Source organism: Psychrobacter sp. ANT_H59, from assembly GCF_008369225.1.
GTDB classification, from domain to species: Bacteria; Pseudomonadota; Gammaproteobacteria; order Pseudomonadales; family Moraxellaceae; genus Psychrobacter; species Psychrobacter cryohalolentis.
The window spans coordinates 178,074-197,519 of the sequence record NZ_VOBE01000003.1; the positions used below are offsets into that span (position 1 = coordinate 178,074).

The 19,446-nt window shown below is 42.9% G+C and carries 17 protein-coding genes; 5 read left to right on the forward strand and 12 right to left on the reverse strand.

Annotated features, from left to right (window positions below; genetic code table 11):
* Positions 1 to 77: 77 nt before the first annotated feature.
* Together FQ083_RS06360 and FQ083_RS06365 are read left to right on the forward strand one after the other, a co-directional pair.
* Positions 78 to 746, forward strand: a complete 669-nt coding sequence (locus FQ083_RS06360; RefSeq protein WP_149409260.1) for a DsbA family oxidoreductase — start codon at positions 78 to 80, stop codon at positions 744 to 746.
* 28 nt (positions 747 to 774) lie between these two features.
* Positions 775 to 1,023 (forward strand): DUF2164 domain-containing protein, encoded by a 249-nt coding sequence (locus tag FQ083_RS06365; protein ID WP_149409261.1) that lies wholly within the window; start codon positions 775 to 777, stop codon positions 1,021 to 1,023.
* 89 nt (positions 1,024 to 1,112) lie between these two features.
* Here FQ083_RS06365 and FQ083_RS06370 read toward each other — a convergent pair whose 3' ends face one another.
* Positions 1,113 to 2,237, reverse strand: coding sequence for an S-(hydroxymethyl)glutathione dehydrogenase/class III alcohol dehydrogenase (locus FQ083_RS06370; protein ID WP_149409262.1), 1,125 nt, complete (start codon positions 2,235 to 2,237; stop codon positions 1,113 to 1,115).
* A 113-nt stretch (positions 2,238 to 2,350) separates the two neighbouring features.
* Between FQ083_RS06370 and FQ083_RS06375 the strand changes: the two genes are divergently transcribed.
* On the forward strand, positions 2,351 to 3,217 hold the full coding sequence (locus FQ083_RS06375; protein WP_149409263.1) for a LysR family transcriptional regulator: 867 nt from the start codon (positions 2,351 to 2,353) through the stop codon (positions 3,215 to 3,217).
* A gap of 138 nt (positions 3,218 to 3,355) precedes the next feature.
* Positions 3,356 to 3,874 (forward strand): DUF302 domain-containing protein, encoded by a 519-nt coding sequence (locus FQ083_RS06380; protein WP_149409264.1) that lies wholly within the window; start codon positions 3,356 to 3,358, stop codon positions 3,872 to 3,874.
* 88 nt (positions 3,875 to 3,962) lie between these two features.
* On the opposite strand, the gene FQ083_RS06385 is transcribed toward FQ083_RS06380, so the two are convergent.
* From FQ083_RS06385 to epmB, 8 genes are all read right to left on the reverse strand, one after another.
* Positions 3,963 to 4,250 (reverse strand): DUF4031 domain-containing protein, encoded by a 288-nt coding sequence (locus tag FQ083_RS06385; protein WP_020444115.1) that lies wholly within the window; start codon positions 4,248 to 4,250, stop codon positions 3,963 to 3,965.
* A 72-nt stretch (positions 4,251 to 4,322) separates the two neighbouring features.
* Positions 4,323 to 6,626 (reverse strand): transglutaminaseTgpA domain-containing protein, encoded by a 2,304-nt coding sequence (locus FQ083_RS06390; RefSeq protein ID WP_149409265.1) that lies wholly within the window; start codon positions 6,624 to 6,626, stop codon positions 4,323 to 4,325.
* Positions 6,623 to 7,684, reverse strand: coding sequence for a hypothetical protein (locus FQ083_RS06395; protein ID WP_149409266.1), 1,062 nt, complete (start codon positions 7,682 to 7,684; stop codon positions 6,623 to 6,625). Before FQ083_RS06395 ends, FQ083_RS06390 begins: the two co-directional genes overlap by 4 nt.
* 142 nt (positions 7,685 to 7,826) lie before the next feature.
* Entirely contained in the window at positions 7,827 to 8,834 is a 1,008-nt protein-coding gene (locus FQ083_RS06400; RefSeq protein ID WP_149409267.1) for an AAA family ATPase, read from the reverse strand.
* Between the two features lie 65 nt (positions 8,835 to 8,899).
* Positions 8,900 to 9,355, reverse strand: a complete 456-nt coding sequence (locus tag FQ083_RS06405) for a c-type cytochrome (protein ID WP_011514266.1) — start codon at positions 9,353 to 9,355, stop codon at positions 8,900 to 8,902.
* 142 nt (positions 9,356 to 9,497) lie between these two features.
* Positions 9,498 to 11,591 (reverse strand): EAL domain-containing protein, encoded by a 2,094-nt coding sequence (locus FQ083_RS06410; RefSeq protein WP_149409268.1) that lies wholly within the window; start codon positions 11,589 to 11,591, stop codon positions 9,498 to 9,500.
* Between the two features lie 238 nt (positions 11,592 to 11,829).
* Positions 11,830 to 13,527, reverse strand: coding sequence for a hypothetical protein (locus FQ083_RS06415; RefSeq protein WP_149409269.1), 1,698 nt, complete (start codon positions 13,525 to 13,527; stop codon positions 11,830 to 11,832).
* A gap of 133 nt (positions 13,528 to 13,660) precedes the next feature.
* Complete coding sequence (epmB, locus tag FQ083_RS06420) at positions 13,661 to 14,710, reverse strand: EF-P beta-lysylation protein EpmB (protein ID WP_149409270.1); 1,050 nt, start codon at positions 14,708 to 14,710, stop codon at positions 13,661 to 13,663.
* A gap of 193 nt (positions 14,711 to 14,903) precedes the next feature.
* On the opposite strand from epmB, the gene efp reads away from it, so the two are divergent.
* Complete coding sequence (efp, locus tag FQ083_RS06425; protein WP_011514270.1) at positions 14,904 to 15,476, forward strand: elongation factor P; 573 nt, start codon at positions 14,904 to 14,906, stop codon at positions 15,474 to 15,476.
* A 126-nt stretch (positions 15,477 to 15,602) separates the two neighbouring features.
* Here efp and FQ083_RS06430 read toward each other — a convergent pair whose 3' ends face one another.
* The 3 genes from FQ083_RS06430 to FQ083_RS06440 form a co-directional block, all read right to left on the reverse strand.
* Complete coding sequence (locus FQ083_RS06430) at positions 15,603 to 17,402, reverse strand: GAF domain-containing hybrid sensor histidine kinase/response regulator (protein ID WP_262880875.1); 1,800 nt, start codon at positions 17,400 to 17,402, stop codon at positions 15,603 to 15,605.
* Positions 17,403 to 17,423: 21 nt separating this feature from the next.
* The gene (locus tag FQ083_RS06435; protein ID WP_149409272.1) at positions 17,424 to 18,326 is read right to left on the reverse strand and encodes a ThiF family adenylyltransferase; all 903 of its coding nucleotides are present in this window, start codon (positions 18,324 to 18,326) and stop codon (positions 17,424 to 17,426) included.
* A gap of 72 nt (positions 18,327 to 18,398) precedes the next feature.
* Positions 18,399 to 19,409, reverse strand: a complete 1,011-nt coding sequence (locus FQ083_RS06440) for a TatD family hydrolase (RefSeq protein ID WP_133105155.1) — start codon at positions 19,407 to 19,409, stop codon at positions 18,399 to 18,401.
* Positions 19,410 to 19,446 lie beyond the last annotated feature (37 nt).

The following is a 19,446-nucleotide window of genomic DNA, read 5'->3' on the forward strand; positions in this document are numbered from 1 at the left end:
AGTCAGCTTCAGGTAAGAAAGCTTACTTCAAATGGTACTTCATTAGATAAAAACAGACAATAAATTAGGTGAAACATATGGAAAACTCAGAGCAGTTAACATCAGAGCAGCCACTACGTATCGATATCGTATCAGACGTCGTCTGCCCTTGGTGTGTCGTCGGCTATCGCCAACTAGCAGCAGCACTAGAGCAAACCAATACTGATCATGTGATACATTGGCATCCGTTTGAGCTAAATCCTAATATGCCAAGCGAGGGTCAAAACATGCGTGAGCATATCATGGAGAAATATGGCTCAAGCAAAGCCGAGTCAGACGCTAGCCGCACTAGAATAGCCGAGGCAGGTTCTGAGGTCGGCTTTGAGTTTAATTTTAATGATGACTTGCGTATGCACAACACCTTTAATCTGCATCAGCTTTTGCATTGGGCTGAGCAGCAAGGGCGAATGCATGAGTTAAAGCAGGCATTATTTATCGCGCACTTTACCGATAATAGAAACCTCTCTGATATCAGGGTACTTGCCGATATTGCTGCAGAGATTGGGTTAGATGGTAAAGAAGCGTTGACGGTTTTAGAAGACCAGCGGTTTGCCAATGACGTACGTGAAGTAGAGCAGCATTGGCAAAGGCAAGGTATTCAAAGCGTCCCTGCTATCATTTTTAATGAGCAGCACTTGGTTAGTGGCGCACAAGGCATGGACAATTATGTCAATATTTTAGAGCAGCTATCCAATATGAAAGAATAAATTAAGATTTTTTAGTAGGACCATTTGTATGAATAAAGATAAACCAATCACCCTATCAGATGAAACTGAGATCCTTATCTTAGATCAACTACGGGTTTATATGAATGAGGAATTCGATATCGATATTGGCAATTTGCCCGCTAAGTTCTTATTGGATTTTATCATCGAAACCGTAGGTCCGCATTTTTATAATCAAGTGGTCGATGATATGGAGCCATGGCTATACGAGAGGTTTACGGGGATGTTAGAAGACATGCATAGCTTTAAAAAGGACTAAAAGATAGACAGAAAAAAGCCGCTCCTATGATACCTATGATAGGAGCGGCTTTTTTCTGTCTATAGTGCTAATTTTATAACTGCTTCAAGTTAAAAATGAATAACCGTACGAATACTCTCGCCTTTATGCATCAAATCAAACGCTTCATTAATGTCCTCTAATGGCATCGTATGAGTGATAAAGTCATTTAATGGAATATCACCTTGCATATAACGATCGACATAGCCGGGCAGCTCTGAACGTCCTTTGACGCCGCCAAAAGCTGAACCACGCCAGACGCGACCAGTCACTAGCTGGAATGGGCGAGTTGAGATTTCTTTGCCGGCACCAGCGACACCGATGATGACCGACTCGCCCCAGCCTTTATGACAGCACTCAAGCGCTGAACGCATAACATCGACATTACCGATACACTCAAATGAGTAGTCAACGCCGCCATCGGTCATCTCAACGATAACCTCTTGGATAGGCTTGTCATAATCTTTAGAATTGATGCAATCAGTTGCGCCTAGCTTTTTGGCGAGCTCAAATTTATCTTCGTTAATATCAATACCGATAATACGACTGGCTTTTGCCATTTTTGCACCGATGATGGCCGCTAAGCCAATGCCACCAAGACCGAAAACAGCCACGGTCGAGCCTTCTTCCACCTTAGCGGTATTCATGACTGCGCCCAGACCAGTGGTCACACCACAACCAAGTAAGCAAACTTTTTCTAACGGTGCATTGGCGTCGACTTTGGCTAAAGAGATCTCTGGCAATACCGTATATTCAGAAAAGGTTGAGCAACCCATATAATGGTAGATTGGCTGACCGTCTTTATAAAAACGGGTGGTGCCATCTGGCATCAAGCCTTTACCTTGAGTCTCACGTACCGCTGAGCATAAGTTGGTTTTACCTGAAGTACAGAATTTACATTCGCCGCACTCTGCGGTGTATAAAGGAATGACATGGTCACCCACTTGCACGCTAGTCACGCCTTCACCGATTTGCTCAACGATACCGCCACCTTCATGACCTAAAATAGCTGGGAATACGCCTTCTGGGTCTTCACCAGATAAGGTAAAGGCGTCGGTATGGCAAACGCCACTGGCGATGATTTTAACCAATACTTCGCCTTTACGCGGTAGCATGACGTCCACTTCTTCAATCGATAATGGCTGATTAGGCCCCCAAGCAATGGCGGCTTTTGATTTGATAAATTTATCTGACATAAAAGTCTCTCTTTTTAATGGTTGAATTTTAATAGTGTGATTATTTTATATTACTTCCCTGCTAATGATAATATAGCATATTTGCAAATATCTTTTACACAGTGGTAATAATCATGAAGTGGGATGGTATCAGTGAGTTTGTTTACGTGGCAGAATTTGAGAGCTTTACTAAAGCGGCGTCCAAGCTTGCCATCTCGACGGCGCAAGTGAGTCGGCAAGTCACTGCACTGGAGAAGCGGCTCAATACCAAGCTACTGTATCGAACCACGCGTAAAGTGTCGCTAACAGAAGAAGGGCGGGTGTTTTATCAGCATTGCCGCAGCATCCTTGATGGACTAGATGCCGCAGAGCAAGCGGTCAGTAATTTGCAGTCCAAACCGCAAGGTCGAATCAATCTGACAGCTCCTGTCACCTATGGAGAGCAGCAGCTATTGCCACTGATAAATGATTTTATGGTGCAATATAGTGACATCGAAGTGACGGCTTTTTTGAGCAATCAGAAGATTGATTTGATTGAAGGTGGTTATGATTTGGCAATACGTATCGGTAAGCTGAGCGACTCTACGATGATGGCAAAAAAACTCAGTCACCGTACCAACTTTGTCTGTGCATCGCCCGCTTATTTTGAAAAATATGGTCGCCCAAAAACCTTGGATGAACTCAGTCAACACAGCTGCTTATTGGGTACACTTGATTATTGGCATTTTAAAGAAGCGGATACAGAGCGCAATATACGCGTGAGCGGTAAGATACGCTATAACAGCGGTTATAGCTTGGTTGATGCAGCGCTAAAGGGGCTTGGCATCGTACAACTGCCAGATTATTATGTACAAAAACATCTAGTAACCGGTCGTTTAATGACAGTATTGGACGAATATAGAGAGCAAGAAGAAGGGATATGGGCAGTCTACCCGCACAATCGTCATTTATCGCCAAAAATTAGGCTGTTGGTGGACTATCTAGCAGATCATTTGGCTTAATAATTCGTTAAGGCATGTTGCAAAGCGACTCTTTACTATGCACCGTTTATTACGCACAATGTAATGATGCACTATAAGGACTCGATGTTGCCAACCATCACTCACTGAATAAATGACCACTATAAAAAAGGAATTTTTATGCTTAAGATTATCTCTATTGCTGCTCTAGCTTTGGCTGTATCCTCTTGCGCCAGTGTTGAAAATATTTTAAACGCACCTGATAAGATGCCATCAACGCCAGACACGATGACTGCTATCAATACTAAAAAAGGTTTGGTTACGATGCAAAGTCCTCATTCCGTGCAAGATACCGCTGATAAGCTGGCAGCGATTATTGAAAGCAAAGGTATGAAGGTATTCGCACGCGTCGATCATCAAAAAAATGCACAGGGTGTCGATTTAACATTAAGACCAACACAAGTCATTATGTTTGGTAATCCAAAAGCGGGTACGTCATTGATGCAATGCGAGCAAAGCGTCGCCATCGACTTACCGCAAAAAATTCTCATCAGCGAAGATGCCGATAAAAAAGTATGGCTGTCATATAATAATCCTGAGTATTTAAAAAATCGTCATAACATTAAAGGTTGCGATACCGAGATTGCTAACATCTCAAAAGCGCTCAACAGTGTTAGTAAGGCAGCTATTACCAAGTAAATTTCTAGCAAAAAATTTAATAAATAAAAAGGTGGGTAGCCAAATCGCAACCCACCTTTTTTCTATCTCTAGAATATTAACTTATTTATTAGCAATGCTCAGAGCGTGCTATTTGCTCATGCAACTCTACTTTTAATTTCTTTGCACATTCTATAATCTTCTTTCGATCGGCAGGGATAGCACCATACTCAATGGCAATTTCGCGCATTTGTACGGTGACATCGTAGTGCGGGTAACTGGCATGACGATGGAATAAGCGCGCATCCACTTCAATCAACGCAGCAAAATCATGCAGCTCTTGCAAGGTATCTGCCAGCAGATGGCACCACTTATAGCCTTTAAACTCTATCTGCATAAAATCGACGTATATCGCCATAGAGCTACCCCTTTATTTATTGCTTTAAAATAATCTAAGTACTTTTACTTTAGTGCATCTACCACACACAAATCAGTATAACCTTGGTAATTCCCTTACGTTTTTCTTTAGCTGCTTAAGTACTTGCTGGTACTCATTATTACTCATATCTATCGTGCTCAAACGCCCATAACGCAGCTGACGATAATCCTTTTTAATCTGCTCTATTTTTATTTGAGCCACTGTTAAAGCATTGCTGTCTACCAACTGACTAGGACTACTACTCTGAGTATTTGTCCCTGTGTTTGCTTCAGGTTTTGGACGAGCACTTGTATCAAGTGACATTGCCAAGCGTTCAAGCCATGCCAATTGCCCTTCACTCTCAAACCTAGCCAACGTTTTATTATTCTTGCCAATACGTTTTGATAGCTGTGCAAGTGGCAGATCTGCTGGATGCCAGCGCTTGCGGCGGCGTTGCCAAATGACAAAAACCAAAGTCACCATGATGGTAATAGCACTCACCGCTAGCCAAATAATTTGCTGCATCACTGAGCGGATGTTAAACCATTTGAGTAGCGAATCAGCTTGTTTGTCCTGATCGTAACCAACGACGTCTTTTTGCCAATAGTAGCTGGCTTGATCTGAGAGGCGGCGCAAGGTTTGTAGCATTTGATACTGCTGATAGCTGATTTGCGCACTAGCGCCATCACCGAACATCGCCGCTCCCTGCGACTGCGTCAGCGCATCCATGCCTTGCTCGACGCGCTCAGGCGCAACAAAAGCTGTCGGATCAACACGTACCCAGCCTTGACCCTCAAGCCAAACTTCCGTCCAAGCGTGTGCATCTTTCTGCCGAACTTCCCAAACATTGCCGCCGCGGCTTAGCTCGCCACCTTGATAGCCTGCCACGACCCGCGCAGGTATACCAGCTGCCCGCATCATAAACGTAAAACTTGAAGAATAATGCTCACAAAATCCCGCTTTGGTCTCAAATAAAAACTCGTCAATACGGTTCTTATTCAGCCGTGGCGGTGATAGTGTATAACGAAATTCTGTTTGATTAATCCAGCGTTCAATAGCTGCAATATAGCGCACTGGATCTGAGCCAGATTGCGCAAATAATCGCTTTGCCAGTGCGCGTGCTTGTGGGTTGCCATCAGCTGGCAGAGCAAGATTCAGACGCCGTAATGCTTCAGACAGAACAGGGTCAATGCGCATCGGCGCAAACTGTAATACGTCATAACGGAACTGCTGAGTAACGGGCTGGTCTTTTAATAGGGTAAAGTTTGAAGTAATACTGATGTCTTGGCGCTGGGCAAAAGGATAATCGAGGCCAAATAGCCAGTTTTGTTGTGTGGGTTCTAAAATAATCTCATAGCTGGTAGGCGCAACTTTCACTTCATCAGGGATAGTAGCAAAGGCGTTCTCAATCCAAACAGGCATTTGCGGTGCAGGCCGCCATTGTTGTTGCTGAGGGCTAGGACGCCATGTAACCCCATCAAAATCGCTAAATACCAAGCCGCGCCAGTACAGCTGCTGCTGCGGTGGGCGCTTATCTGCAAACTCTACCCGAAAAGCCAGCTCAGTCGATTGTCCCAAATTAGCAAAGTCACCGGGCGACATACTATCGGAGACGCCAGTGGTTGCTTGCTGACCCGACAGCTGTACTGACCATAGCGGTGGTAAGCGCGGGAAGAATAAAAACAATACAACCAATAATGGCAGTGCCCCAAGACCTAATACACCCAAGGTGCGCAGACGACCATCACCGCGAGTATTGCCATCGTCATTGAGCGCAATAAATGCCAACAAGATAATGACAGCACCGATGATTACTTCTAAAGTCGTAACAAGACCTTGATCCATCAAAAACAGCGCGGCAAGCACGAATAGTGATAAATTTAAGACCACATAAGCATCGCGCCGCTTATACAATTCCCACAGCTTACTGATGAGACATAGCACTAAAAATGCGACGCCCATATCCAGTCCAAACGCCGTATTGTAGGTCAGCCACAATCCTGCCAGCCCCAATAAGAAGCCAAGCATTTGCATGCCTTGATAGACGCGTTTTAAATATGCTATTTTTTTAAACCGCACTTTGATGCGTGGCAATTGGGCAATAATACTGACGACAGCAAAACCCATTAGCCATAATGGTAAGTGTGCCGCATGAGGTAAAATAACAATGACTTGGGCAATTAATACCCAGTAATAGGCTGGTAGCGCTAAAAAATTGCGATACCATTTTCTACCGTAACCGTGTTCAACACTAGCGCGGGTGCTTTGACCCGTTGCCAATTGCTCAAAAACGGCTGTCTCTGTAGAGTTTTTAGTAAGAAAATCGATTGATACATTTTCAATGTCATTTGAGGAAGATCGTTTAGAATTGTTCATGGCGCTTTTGCCAATCTTAGCAAGCACGCTTGTGCAAAGCTGTCGCCCTCGCCCATCATCAGCGCAGAGGAAAATTCAGACGGTGCCTCATTTGGTAAGCACATATTAAACGGCACACCCAATTGCCCTAATATGAGCGTGCCGTGAGCCAGTTGTGCCAGCTTCTGTTCATGATTCGCCGCTGGCATATCGGCATAATCCAAGGTTTGCTCGTGACCAACAGGATCGGCAAAATGCTTGGTAAGCATACCCTGACCGCGTGCCACATGTCCCCAAGAAACCCGTGCCAGTGACTCTCCTTCGATATAGACATCTAGCCGCTCAAAGTCATCTTGACCTTGCCGATATTGCCCGCCTGTTGGTAAATCCTCCTGACTGGCAACTGCATACTGCGCTTGCCAATCAAATACTTCAGGTTTTGGATAGACCCAAGCAGTACGGGCAAAATAAACGTAAGACCACGCCCGCATAATGCCCAAAGGGTAAACCGTTTTTATTTTTAACCGTGGTAATTCAAACTGCCCACGATTCTGCGTCGGTACAGGCAAGCGAATAATTTGCTCGTTTTGCAGTCGTGTCACCAGTATTGACTGTTTATTATCAGCGCTACGTTTAATTTTTTTGCTGATGTTTTTATCTTTCTTGCTATTAGCCTTGTCATCAGTCTGCTCAAAGCTAAATAACAACTGCCGTCTTGGTTGACGGCTCTCACTGCGCAGCTGCAAAGTCACCCAAACAGGTGCACCTGCTTCTGCCATAGTCACCTCAAGCAAACGTACTTGCAAACCTGAAATGTGCGCAAAGGTTACATGAAAGCTGATCAGCCAGACGCTGACCAAATAAAAACATAAACCTAATACCAAGTTATTGCCATAGTTAATACCGGCAATAAAAGTAATGATCAGCAGCACCGCAAATAGCATGCCTTCCCGGCTAAAAAAAATATAGACATTACGCAAATTGAGTTTGGCGCTGTCACTTTTGGGCGCACGCGAGGCGAACCAACGGCTTAATGCTGAAGTGGCTGGTACGGTGAAAGCTTTTGGCAAAAGGCTCATGGCTACCCTATCATTACCATAAAATTGACAATATCATTGATATTCAGAGAAAGCGTTCGATACCAATATGTTGAATAACCAATTAGAGAATCACCTTCAGTGTTAAATGATTTTAGATGAGCATTTATCGAATCATAAACATTTAAACAATAACTACTACTTCTGCCAAAATACGTTGAGAAATGGTCGGGGTAGCTTGCCCGCCAGTGACATGGGCTGGCACAAAACGCTGACCCAAACGATGGTCAGTGACTGCAGCAAATACCGCTTGAATATCTTCAGGCGTGACCTCCATATGTCCTGATACATAGGCGTAAGCCTGCGCGGCGCGCTGTAGCGACAATAAACCGCGCGGCGACAGCCCATGATACTCTTGGCTTGCTCGCGTCTTTGCGACCAGACGCTGAAGATAATCCAAGACCACATCTGCGATGTATACCTGCTTAACCCCTTGCTGCGCCAATAACACCGCTTCCGTATCAAGCACCGCACCCAAACTGTTTAAAAGCTCGCGGCGATCTTGACCTTTTAACAATGCCCGCTCTGCTGCAGCTGATGGATAACCAAGCGATAAGCACAATAAGAATCGATCCAGCTGCGATTCAGGAAGTGGGTAAACACCTGCTTGCTGCAAAGGGTTTTGAGTGGCTATCACAAAAAATGGCTTGGGTAAGGGATAACTTTGCCCATCTTGTGTCACTTGCCGCTCCTCCATCGCTTCAAGTAAGGCGCTCTGGGTCTTGGGGCTTGAGCGATTGATCTCATCAGCGAGCAGCAGCTGAGTAAAGATAGGACCTGCTCGAAACTCAAATTGGCGCTTATTTTGATCGTAGATACTCATGCCCAATATATCGGCAGGCAGCATATCATTGGTGAACTGCACACGGCTAAAGCTCAAGCCTAATAATTGGGCTAAACCTTGTGCCAAGGTCGTCTTACCCATACCCGGCAAGTCTTGTAGCAATAAATGACCACCTGCTAAAATACCACTAAGCGCAAGCTTAACTACTTGCGATTTATCCAATACGATTTGATTCAATTGCGCCATTAACTGAGCAATTTTTTGCTGATTATGGCTATAATCAGCAGCACTAGGCACCGTTTGAGGACGCGTTTCTGATATCAGCTGATGTTTCGATGAAAGGGGCATATTAGGGGCTGCGTTAAGGCGATTATGGGTTTAATTTGTGAGGAAAAAAAGGTATCAGGTAAGGGTTATTTATCATTTTCAACACTTGGGGCAGCTGCGCGAAGGGTAGACAAGTAAGCGATCACATCAGCGCGCTCTTTAGAATCTGGCATCGGGTCTGACAGCATTTTAGAATCTGGCATGGCTTTTTCAGCATCCGCAATATAAGTATCAAGCGTTTGAGCATCCCATACCCAACCCGAGGCTTTAAGTCCTTCACTATAAGTATAATCTGCAAGTTCCGCTGCCGGCGCGCCATAAATATTCATCAGCTGTGGGCCTTTTTTATTGAGACCGGGGTTTAACTGATGACACTGACCACAAGCATCTTGATATATGAGTGCACCATTATCGGCATCGCCTTCAATATAAAGCGGTAGCGTGACAGTAGCACGATAATCAGGCGGCGTTTTCTCACAAGCACTTAGCAGCAAAGCGGCGACAAGCATACCGACCAGTTGATATTTATTGACTATAGACATGGTGTCATCTTTAATTAATAGGTATTGATGTCGATGAGTCTACATCAAACATCCTATAATGCAAAGGTTGATAGACATCGATAGCCGTCTGTAGACTATAAATACAGAGATCTATATAGTATTTATGAATATAAAATAAGACCTAACTCTCATTAGAGACTTTGATACTGTTACTCGGCATTTCTAAATAATTGCCTTGTAGGTAGCGTGCGCCGACACTCCATGCAACAGACATGGTTGCAGCATCTTCAATATAAGGCATCAATACATCAACATTAATCTCATTGGTACGTACGATAATTGATTTGACCGTTTCTAAATTGTCAGCGGCATCAATCCCTTCGACATAATTATGGGCTAAACGTACCACATTAGGATGAACAAAATTGGCAAGCTCCACAGATTTTATGGATGAGCCAAAATTATTGATGCTAAGCTGGCAGTTTATCTGATTGAGCGCGGTGAATTGAGATTTCGCTACTGTTAAGTAATCTGAGATGTCTTTTTCATTGAACTGCAGTGTCAACGCCCCAGCTTTACCACCGATGGCATTGATAAGCTGGCTTGCAACACTGGGCAGTTTTTTATCGATTAAAGACGCACTGGTTAGCTGTACCAGTAACCGTGCCTCTGGATGAGTTTTACGTACTTCATTGATTCTCTTACAGGCATTAATTAATACCCAGCGGTCTATTTTTTCTAATAATTGATGAGATTTTGCAACCGCCATAAACTGTTCTGGAGTCAATACGGTATTCTCAGCATCTGCTAGCGGTAGCCGCAGGAATACTTCAAAGAAATCACTACGGTCATTATTGATGTCATATATGGGCTGGAACAATAACTCAAAGCGATTATTGGTAATGGCATCAACCAGAGATTCTGCTAGCGCATGATCGTCACTATTGGCGTGTTCACTTGCATCATATAGATGATAACGACCGCCATGATTGGAGGTCTCAATCATGATTTGATTGATGGCATCCATGGCGCGCTCAAGCAACACTCTAGGCTCAGGCGTATTTTTTTCGATTTTAACAATAGCAGTACTTGCTGTCGTGTTGGTTGTGCGCTTATCCACTTCAATAAGCATCTTACTGATACTCATGCCAATCTGTTCAGCCAGCTTTTCAAGCGCAGCTGTCGTCTGATTTTCTACCAAAATAGTAAATGCTGTATCACTAAAGCGGCTGACATGACCATCGACTACCAGCTCATCTAAGGTATTAGCGACTTGTTTCACCGTGCTATCAATACCTTGCAGACCTAAACTGCTTCTAATTTTTCCGACATTATCGAGTTGCACATACAAAAGTGCCGCCGTCAAAGCCCCTTTTCTTGCCTGCTCATATGCTGCCGCCAGCTGCTCTTCAAAGCTGTGGCGATTATCAATGCCCGTCAAGCTATCTTTACGCTCAGCTTCAGCCAAACGTTTGGCGACCTCAATGCTATTGCTATTATTTTGTTGAATAATAATCTGGGTGACCGGCTCACCATCTAGTGTCGCTATTGCCAACTGTAGCTTTGCTTCAAACGTACTGCCATCTTTACGTCTACTCTCAAAATTAAACTCAACGTCTTTACGGTTCCCTTTGTCGAACTGACGTAAAAACTGTTTAACAGCCTTAACATTATCACCGCCTGCAATCAAATCAATCACAGGTATACCGATAATATCGTTCATCGCCTCAAAACCAAATAACTGCAGATACGGATCATTGGCAAAGATATGAATCCCTTGATCAATGTATGCGACTGCACTTTTTGAGTTTTTAATCAATACGTTTGCGCGCTGTTCTGCCTCAGAGAGCACAGACTGCAATGTCTTAAGCTGTTGGCGACTGTGCAAGTTTTCGTGCAATAAGCGAATAGCCATGATGACTGCCATTTCTTGCTCTACATAGAGTGCCTTAACCATCGTACCATTCATGATAGACGGTAAGCCTTCGTCATTGTGAGCGTTGGCTACCGTGTTTTTACTTATCAAACAAACCGATGGTAAGTCAACATCTTGCTCTTGAATAATAGCAACCACGTCGGTAAAATTCATATCATACGCTTGACCAAAAACCAACACATCCCATGATTGACGCAATGATTTTAGCAACTCATCTTTATCGTCCAAAAAACCTAAATTCACGCTGTCATAGTATGAACCGAGCAAGTCTACAAGGCGCTCAGCATAAAGCTGATCAGCATCGATAACCAATAAGTTCAAGAGAGACTGAGTACGCATAGAAAGCCTTTTTAATCTTAAAAAATAATATGAATCGCCGCTGAGCTGTCGTCAAATATATAAAAGATAGCAGAATATTGAGAAACAGCGTCGTAGTTATTGTTGTCATTATAAACAATAATTTAGCCGACTGTTGCTTAACTTATCATGGTAATTGTTAAATAATTCGACACAGCAATTTTATATGACACGAGTGACTAGGTCTTTAGAGGTCCGATTTTTATGTAGATTAACGTCATTAACCCTGCACTCCTTCATATTGGCTAAATTCATCAGTCACCATTAGACTACGACCCAAGCGCAAAGATTTCTGTTGGTCATTAATACGCATGATAACCTTATCATCTGTTTGAAAATGAGAGGTCGGCAATAATAGACTATAAGACGTTTGTAGGTGTTCATCAGCTCCGATGACAAACGCTGGCACAAAATGCTGACTGCGATTCTGTCTATCTTGTAGACAAATTCCACAGGCGATTATCTTATGACCAAGGATTTGCCATTCAAGCTCGGGTTTTGCGCTATCCAAATTAAGCCAACGCACCACTCCCATGGACCATTTAGGCGCGGTAGCAATATCTTTGCGGCATAGTAAAAAAAGGCTCATTATTTGTAAAGATGGTGCGATGGAAGTGAGATCATCAATTTTATCAGATGAATCTAGAAACAAGCGTAGGGTACGAAAGTGTGACAACTGATTATTACCCTCAGATGTATCCGCCCTTAATTCTTTATGGGTAGCAATATTTTTTGGTAAGGTATCATAACGCGGCTGCTGATACTCGGGCAGGTTTTTAGATGCTATTAAACTGCTGAAAGCTTCACCGTTACTGATACGGTAATGTATCTCATTAAAACCCGATATTAGCGTTACCGTCTGCTTTGTATTGTGATCAATAGGAGGCATGCGCTTTGGTTGAATATAACGATATCTTATCGCCATTGAAACGGTATTAATCAGAAAATATTCAACCCCTCTTCGATCAGTATCGATTAAGGTTTTTATACGCGATTGTAAATACGTCATTAAAGGTTCAAGCTCTATAAATAAGCAGGTGTGATGAGCATCATATGGGTTGATAGTAGATAATGCAGTTAAATAAGTAGGCGGCTCTTTACTCTGTAGATTGACGAACACTCGCGTTGCTGTGCGCGGCTCTATGGTAGCAATTATATGTGCACTCCATGCTGGCAGCAGACGCTGTAGTAGTAGGATATGAGGTCGACGCAGTGCACGTACATTTAGCAACTCATGCAAGCATATTTGGCAATATAAATGATGGATAGTATCACCTTGCTGCGCTGGAATGTAAGCACTCAGTACGATATGTGAGGCTCGCTGCTGGCATGCATTAAGATATAAGTTATTTACATTGGCCCATATATAGGCTGGCGACTTTTGATAGCAAAAGCCATCTTCAAATAGCAGTTTTTGATACATCAGTAGCGTTTGGTAAGTGGCAATCGCCAAAGTAACAGGAGATGATTTTTCACTGGTAAAATAGCGCTGCAACAGATTACTTGAAGGTGCTTGCTGCTTATCCTTTAAAAGGGTAATTTCGCGGCGTATCACGCCGTCATAGGTCATAATCAATGCATAGTACAGCGACTTCACCTGAGCAACATAGCCAAGCTGAGCTTCATTGAGCGCCCCTGTCTCATAAATGTACTGTTGGCGTAGCGCCGCAATTAGCTGACTGGCGGCATTAGTGACAATCTTAATCAATCTTAAATGCTGCCTATCGTCAGTAGGAATCAGACGCAATTCTGTTAATACTTTTTCTATTTGTTCGACTTGCTGGGCCTCTGTTTGCGCTGGCAATAGTGCCGCCCATTTATGCAAGTGCGGCTCATTGCTACTCTTAGACTTATTGCAAGCTTCTAACAAAGGGGGTTCAGCCGCTAAATACGCTTGAAACGTCGATAAATTTACCATTACCATCCTTAGTAATTGCGTAAGTTATCCATGAGTGTAGAAGGATATATTCTTAAAAAAGAATATTGCTATCATACCTAACCATTCTTCTATGTATGTTGCTTATTTATAATTTTCTCAAATCTATTTCTTGTTATGTATTTGCCAAAATAAAAACCCTATCATAGTGCACAATTTCCTTATTATTGTAAACATTAATTGGTACCTTGAAAGGTTCGTTTGGCAATTCTCTGACCAGTTTGGGTACTAGGTAGCCCGGTAATTTAGCCAATAGCGACCAATAAAGCTCAATGGCAAATTCCTCCTCACTGTCAAAATGAGCCGCGCCCGCCACTTTATCTAGTACATGTAGATAATAGGGCAACACGCCCGCTGCAAATAAACGCTGACTCAATGCCGTTTGCGCACTAACGCTGTCATTGATACCTTTTAAAAGTACCGCTTGATTTAATAAAGTAATTCCTGCGGCACGAGCGCGCTGCAAATACTCTGCTGTCAACGCATCAATCTCATTGGCATGATTACCATGAATGACCATGACGATTTGACAGTGGCTTTGTGCCAAACGTTCTAATAGCGCATCATCAAGCCTTGCTGGAATCACGAGCGGCAGACGGGTATGTAGACGAATGGTTGTCAGTTGCCCAATCGCCTCCAAAGTATCTAGCCAAGCAAATAGACGTCTATTGGTCACATTTAATGGATCACCGCCACTTAATATAACTTCATTAATCTCAGGATGGGCGCTGATATAATCGATAATATCCTGTTTTGCGCTGGCAGTTGGCATATTGGCACTATAGTCAAAATGCTGACGAAAGCAGTAACGACAATGAATCGCGCAAGCACCAGTAATGGTTAATAGCAGTCTTGATTGATATTTATGCAGCACGCCTTTGACAGGATTATGCGCATTTTCGGCTAGTGGGTCAGCCACATAGCCCGCCACTGCCATTTGCTCTTTATGATTGGGTAGTACCTGCCTTAACAAAGGATCATCACGATCACCAACGGTCATTTTTGCCACAAAGGCACGCGGTACTCGCAGCTCAAAATGCTTAGGCACGTAGACCTCTGAGCGCAGAGATTGTAGCTCTAATATCTCAAGCAGCTCATCGATAGAGGTAATGGCTTCGGATAATTGCGTTTGCCAGTTTTTTTGTGTGATTAAATGGTTTATCATGACAACCTAATACCTGTGCCCAAAAGCCGATATTATACGCTGTTAGGGCGTCGCCTATCAAAGCAAACGTCCTATCGTTTATGTACCAGAATGGCTCATATCTTTTAGCACGGTAAATCTGGCACTCCATTTTCACTAAAAATATTTACCATCCTTTTTTTCAACCCTTTTTCTAAACCCTTAGGAGTCTTCCGTGGCAAGTTTTTCTACCAATGAATTTAAATCTGGTCTCAAAGTCATGCTCGATGGCAACCCTTGTGCCATTCTTGAAAACGAGTTTGTCAAACCAGGTAAAGGACAGGCCTTTAACCGTGTTAAATTGCGCAATCTTCGTAGTGGTAAAGTATTGGAACAAACCTTTAAGTCAGGCGATAGCTTAGAAGCTGCTGATGTCATGGACACTGAAATGAACTATCTCTATAACGATGGTGAATTTTGGCATTTCATGCATCCTGAGAGTTTTGAGCAGATTCAAGCGGACAAAACAGCGATGAGCGATTCAATAAAGTGGTTAAAAGAAAACAGCAATGCACTATGTACCATCACTTTATTCAACGGTGCTCCTCTTTCAGTAACACCGCCAAACTTCGTTGAATTGCAAATCACTGAAACCGATCCGGGTGTACGTGGTGATACCTCAGGCGGCGGCGGCAAGCCTGCAACGTTAGAGACTGGCGCTGTGGTACGTGTACCATTATTTGTGCAGCAAGGTGAGGTAGTACGTGTAGATACTCGTACTGGCGATTATCAAACGCGCGTTAGCTAAAACTATTAATAGATAGCTCTAGTCTGTCTGTAAAAACAAAAAGCTTAACCGCTCAGAGAGAGGTTAAGCTTTTTTAATGGCTAGCAAATAAGTCATGAATAATAAAGGGTGGAATTAAACTGCCAGTTATTGTTCTAACGATTGTTTATGCATCAACCAATATTGAACCAACGCATTCAGCTGCTCTTGTTTGAAGGGCTTGGTACAATAATCCTGCATACCCACATCAAGGTATTTTTTACGCTCGCCATCCATTGCATTGGCAGTCAACGCAATAATAGGCGGTAAGTCTTGGGGAGCATACAGCTCGTGAAGTTTGATGGTTGCCTGTACCCCATCCATAATCGGCATATGATGATCCATCAAAATCACATCATAGCGCTCAGGATATAAGGCAAATATCTCGATAGCTTGTTGCCCGTCATTGACGTGAGTGACCGTATGACCACCATTATTAAGGGCTTTTTTGGCAATCATCGCGTTCACACTGTCATCCTCAACCAACAAGATATGACCGACCAGCTCATCACTCGGCAACGTTATTGTAAAGTCATTGTCCGCTTGCCATATCTCATAATCTTCTGTAGCAATACACGGTAGCGGCAACAATACTCTAAAGGTCGTGCCAATGCCGACTACGCTATCTACTTCAATATAGCCATCCATTAGCTGCACTAGAGACTTGCAAACAGACAATCCAAGTCCGGTACCACCATAAAGCCTATGGGTATATTTATTTGCTTGATCATAAGCATCAAATATTGCCTCTAATGATTCAGACTTAATACCGACGCCCGTATCCGTAACCTCAATACATAAAGTCATTTCTTGATGAATCGTTGTGCTATTTTTATCATCAATGGCAAAATCTAAACGACTATCATTACCTCCTTTAGTCTGATCGCAATCCTTATTATCTAGACAAGGATTGTCTTGCATATGTTTAACATCAATCGTTACACGCCCGCCTTCACGGGTAAATTTAATCGCATTATTGACCAAATTTACCATGACCTGCTTAAGACGTACGGGATCCCCTTTAACATAAGGCGATAGTGACTCGGTATAGTGATAGTCTAAAACCAAGCCGCGTTGGCGAGCTTTGATAGCAAATAAGCTAACGACCTCATTACAGAGACTAGATAGATTCATCGGGATAGAATCGATAGTCATTTTACCGGCTTCGACTTTTGATAAGTCTAAAATACCATTGATAATCGCGAGCAAATGCTCATTTGATACTTTTATATTCTCGATATATTCTCTTTGTTCAACGCTCAACATGGTGTCACTGAGCATCTCAACCATACCGATGATACCATTCATCGGTGTGCGTATCTCATGACTCATATTGGCCAAAAACGCTGACTTCATCTCATTGGCATATTTAGCATTACGCTGCTGCTCTTGTAGCTTTAAAGCGTCGGCTGCCATCGTCGCAAATTGGGCTAGTATGTTGGCTTTTTCATCACTGAAATCATGATGAGGCTCTATATCCATCAAACATAAAGAGCCAAAACGATAATTTTTACCGTCTTCATGCGTGATGATGGGTGCACCAGCATAAAAGCGTATCTTAGGCCATTGAGCGACAAATGGATATGTATTGAAGCGCTCATCGTTTGCCAAATCAGCTACCACAAAAATACTATCAGACAATATAGTATAATTACAAATAGCCACATTACGTGTCGTGGTACATACCTCGTCAAGACCAATACCAGATTTTAGGTACTGAGTTTCTTCATCTATAAAAGTAATCGCCACCATCGGCACATTAAAAAACAGTTTCGCAAGCTCAGTCAAACGTGCAAAAGAAGACTCTTGATTGGTATTAAATACCTGATATTTTTTGAGCCTATTGATACGCTCCGCATCATCTTCTGCGATAGGGTAATCAAAGTCTGGTACGTTGGATATAGACAAGGTGGACTCCATAAATTCATATCAGAGGCTTGGTTTAACAGCCGCCTGCTTAAGCAATAATTGTAATGCCTCACTCACCATAAGCATGGCAACCACTGAGGTGACGACGACCGCCGAGCCATAACCACCACAGTGCAAACCACCTGTTTGACAGCTCTTGTCTACGCGCGGTGGTTCTGTCGAATAAACACACTTGATACCAAATTTCTCTTTTAAGGCACTATTAATGCCCTTTTCATGGCGCAATTTATTACGTAATTTGGCCAATAATGGATCTTGATAAGTGTCTCGTAAATCGCCGACTCTGATCTGACTGGGGTCTATTTTACCACCTGCCCCGCCAGCACAGACCAATTTTAGTTTGTTAAAGCGGCAATGCAAAGCAATGGCAAGCTTGGCATCCATATCATCGATACAGTCTAAAATCACAATCGGAGCGGTTTGTGCCGCCGTTTTTGCTTCTTCACGACTGGGCAGCAATGTTGCTACATTTTCAGTAGTCAAAAAATCATCAACCAAATGCAATGTAGCTTTTGGATTGATTTCACGAATACGTGCTGCCATCGCCTCAATTTTACTTTGCCCAAAGGTACTATCTAAAGCAGGCAGCTGCCGATTGACATTGGATGCTACCAATATATCTAAATCAATTAATGTAATAGTACCAACAGCCGTACGCGCCAAAGCCTCTGCTGCCCAGGAACCGACACCGCCAATACCAATAACATAAACATGCGCAGCAGAAAATGTATCTACTGCAGCATTACCATACAGTGTCTGAGTACCTTTAAAACGGCGCTCATACTGCTCGGCATCTCTATCTCTATCTCTATCAGGTGTCTCTAATATTTCAGATACAAACATTTGCTCTTCGATAGGCTCTGGTTGGATAATATCTGACTGCATGTGTGTGTCTTCATTCATAACGATGTAGAAACTCTTTTAAAAATTTTATTGTTAAACCAACTATATATTAATTAGTATGCGCTAAAAACTTCAAAGCGTATAAGACCACTTAGTTTGCAAAGCATTACAACTGTTGAGCCACAATTGCTGAGCGAGAATAGCCGCAGGAACATTTAGTAATTCGCTCAAGCTATGTAATACGTAAAGCAAATTAGCAGGAACATTCCTACTATGCATAGATGTATCACCCCATTCGCTATTTTTATCTCGTCCAAGCACAGACGCGTTATTAGATGACGCATCTTCTAAATTATTATCTAGCGTCTGGCCTAGGATAGGCATCATATCGGGGCAATCTGTCTCGATAACCAAACAGTCAATACCATAACTCTCAACCGCAGCTTGAATGGCAAGGCGCAGTTTTTTCGCATTGGGATTGGTTATTTGCCCAGTCACGCCAAGCTTAAACCCTAATTTCGCAAAGGCTTTGGCTTCTTGTACACCACCACTAAAACTATGGGCAATGCCGCCAAGCTTATGCGCGTCATAATTATGTGCTTTTAGTAAAGCCAGTGCTTCGGCATGTGCTTTACGAATATGCAGCATAACAGGTAGCTGATGTGCCACTGCCATATCTAACTGCGCAATAAAAAACCGCTGTTGTTTGGCAAACGTTTCAGGCTGCTTCATGGCATCGGTAAAAGTATCTAAACCTATTTCACCAATGGCCAATGGACGCTGTTCATTTAGCATTTGCGCCATTTCTTCCAAATGGGCTTCTGTATGCTGCTCAATATAAAAAGGATGTAAACCTAGCGCAATATGTACTTTAGGAAAACGTTTTTTTTGGTTCAAACAATTTTTTTTATCCAATTGACAAAGATCATTTATCTGCTGCTGATTCTCATAAAGCCGTACAAAATATCGGTGCAAGTAACCAACCAAAACTAAATGGCGCACACCTTTATCATAGGCAAATTGCGCCTGCTCACCTCTATCCTTATCAAACACAGGAGCATCAAAATGCGTATGAGTATCAATTAAAGGAAAAATCTTCGTTCTTACTTTATTATTGATAGCTGATGTATCAATCCCCGTCATCAAGAAACTCCAAAATTCATCATTGCTATGATAAGTC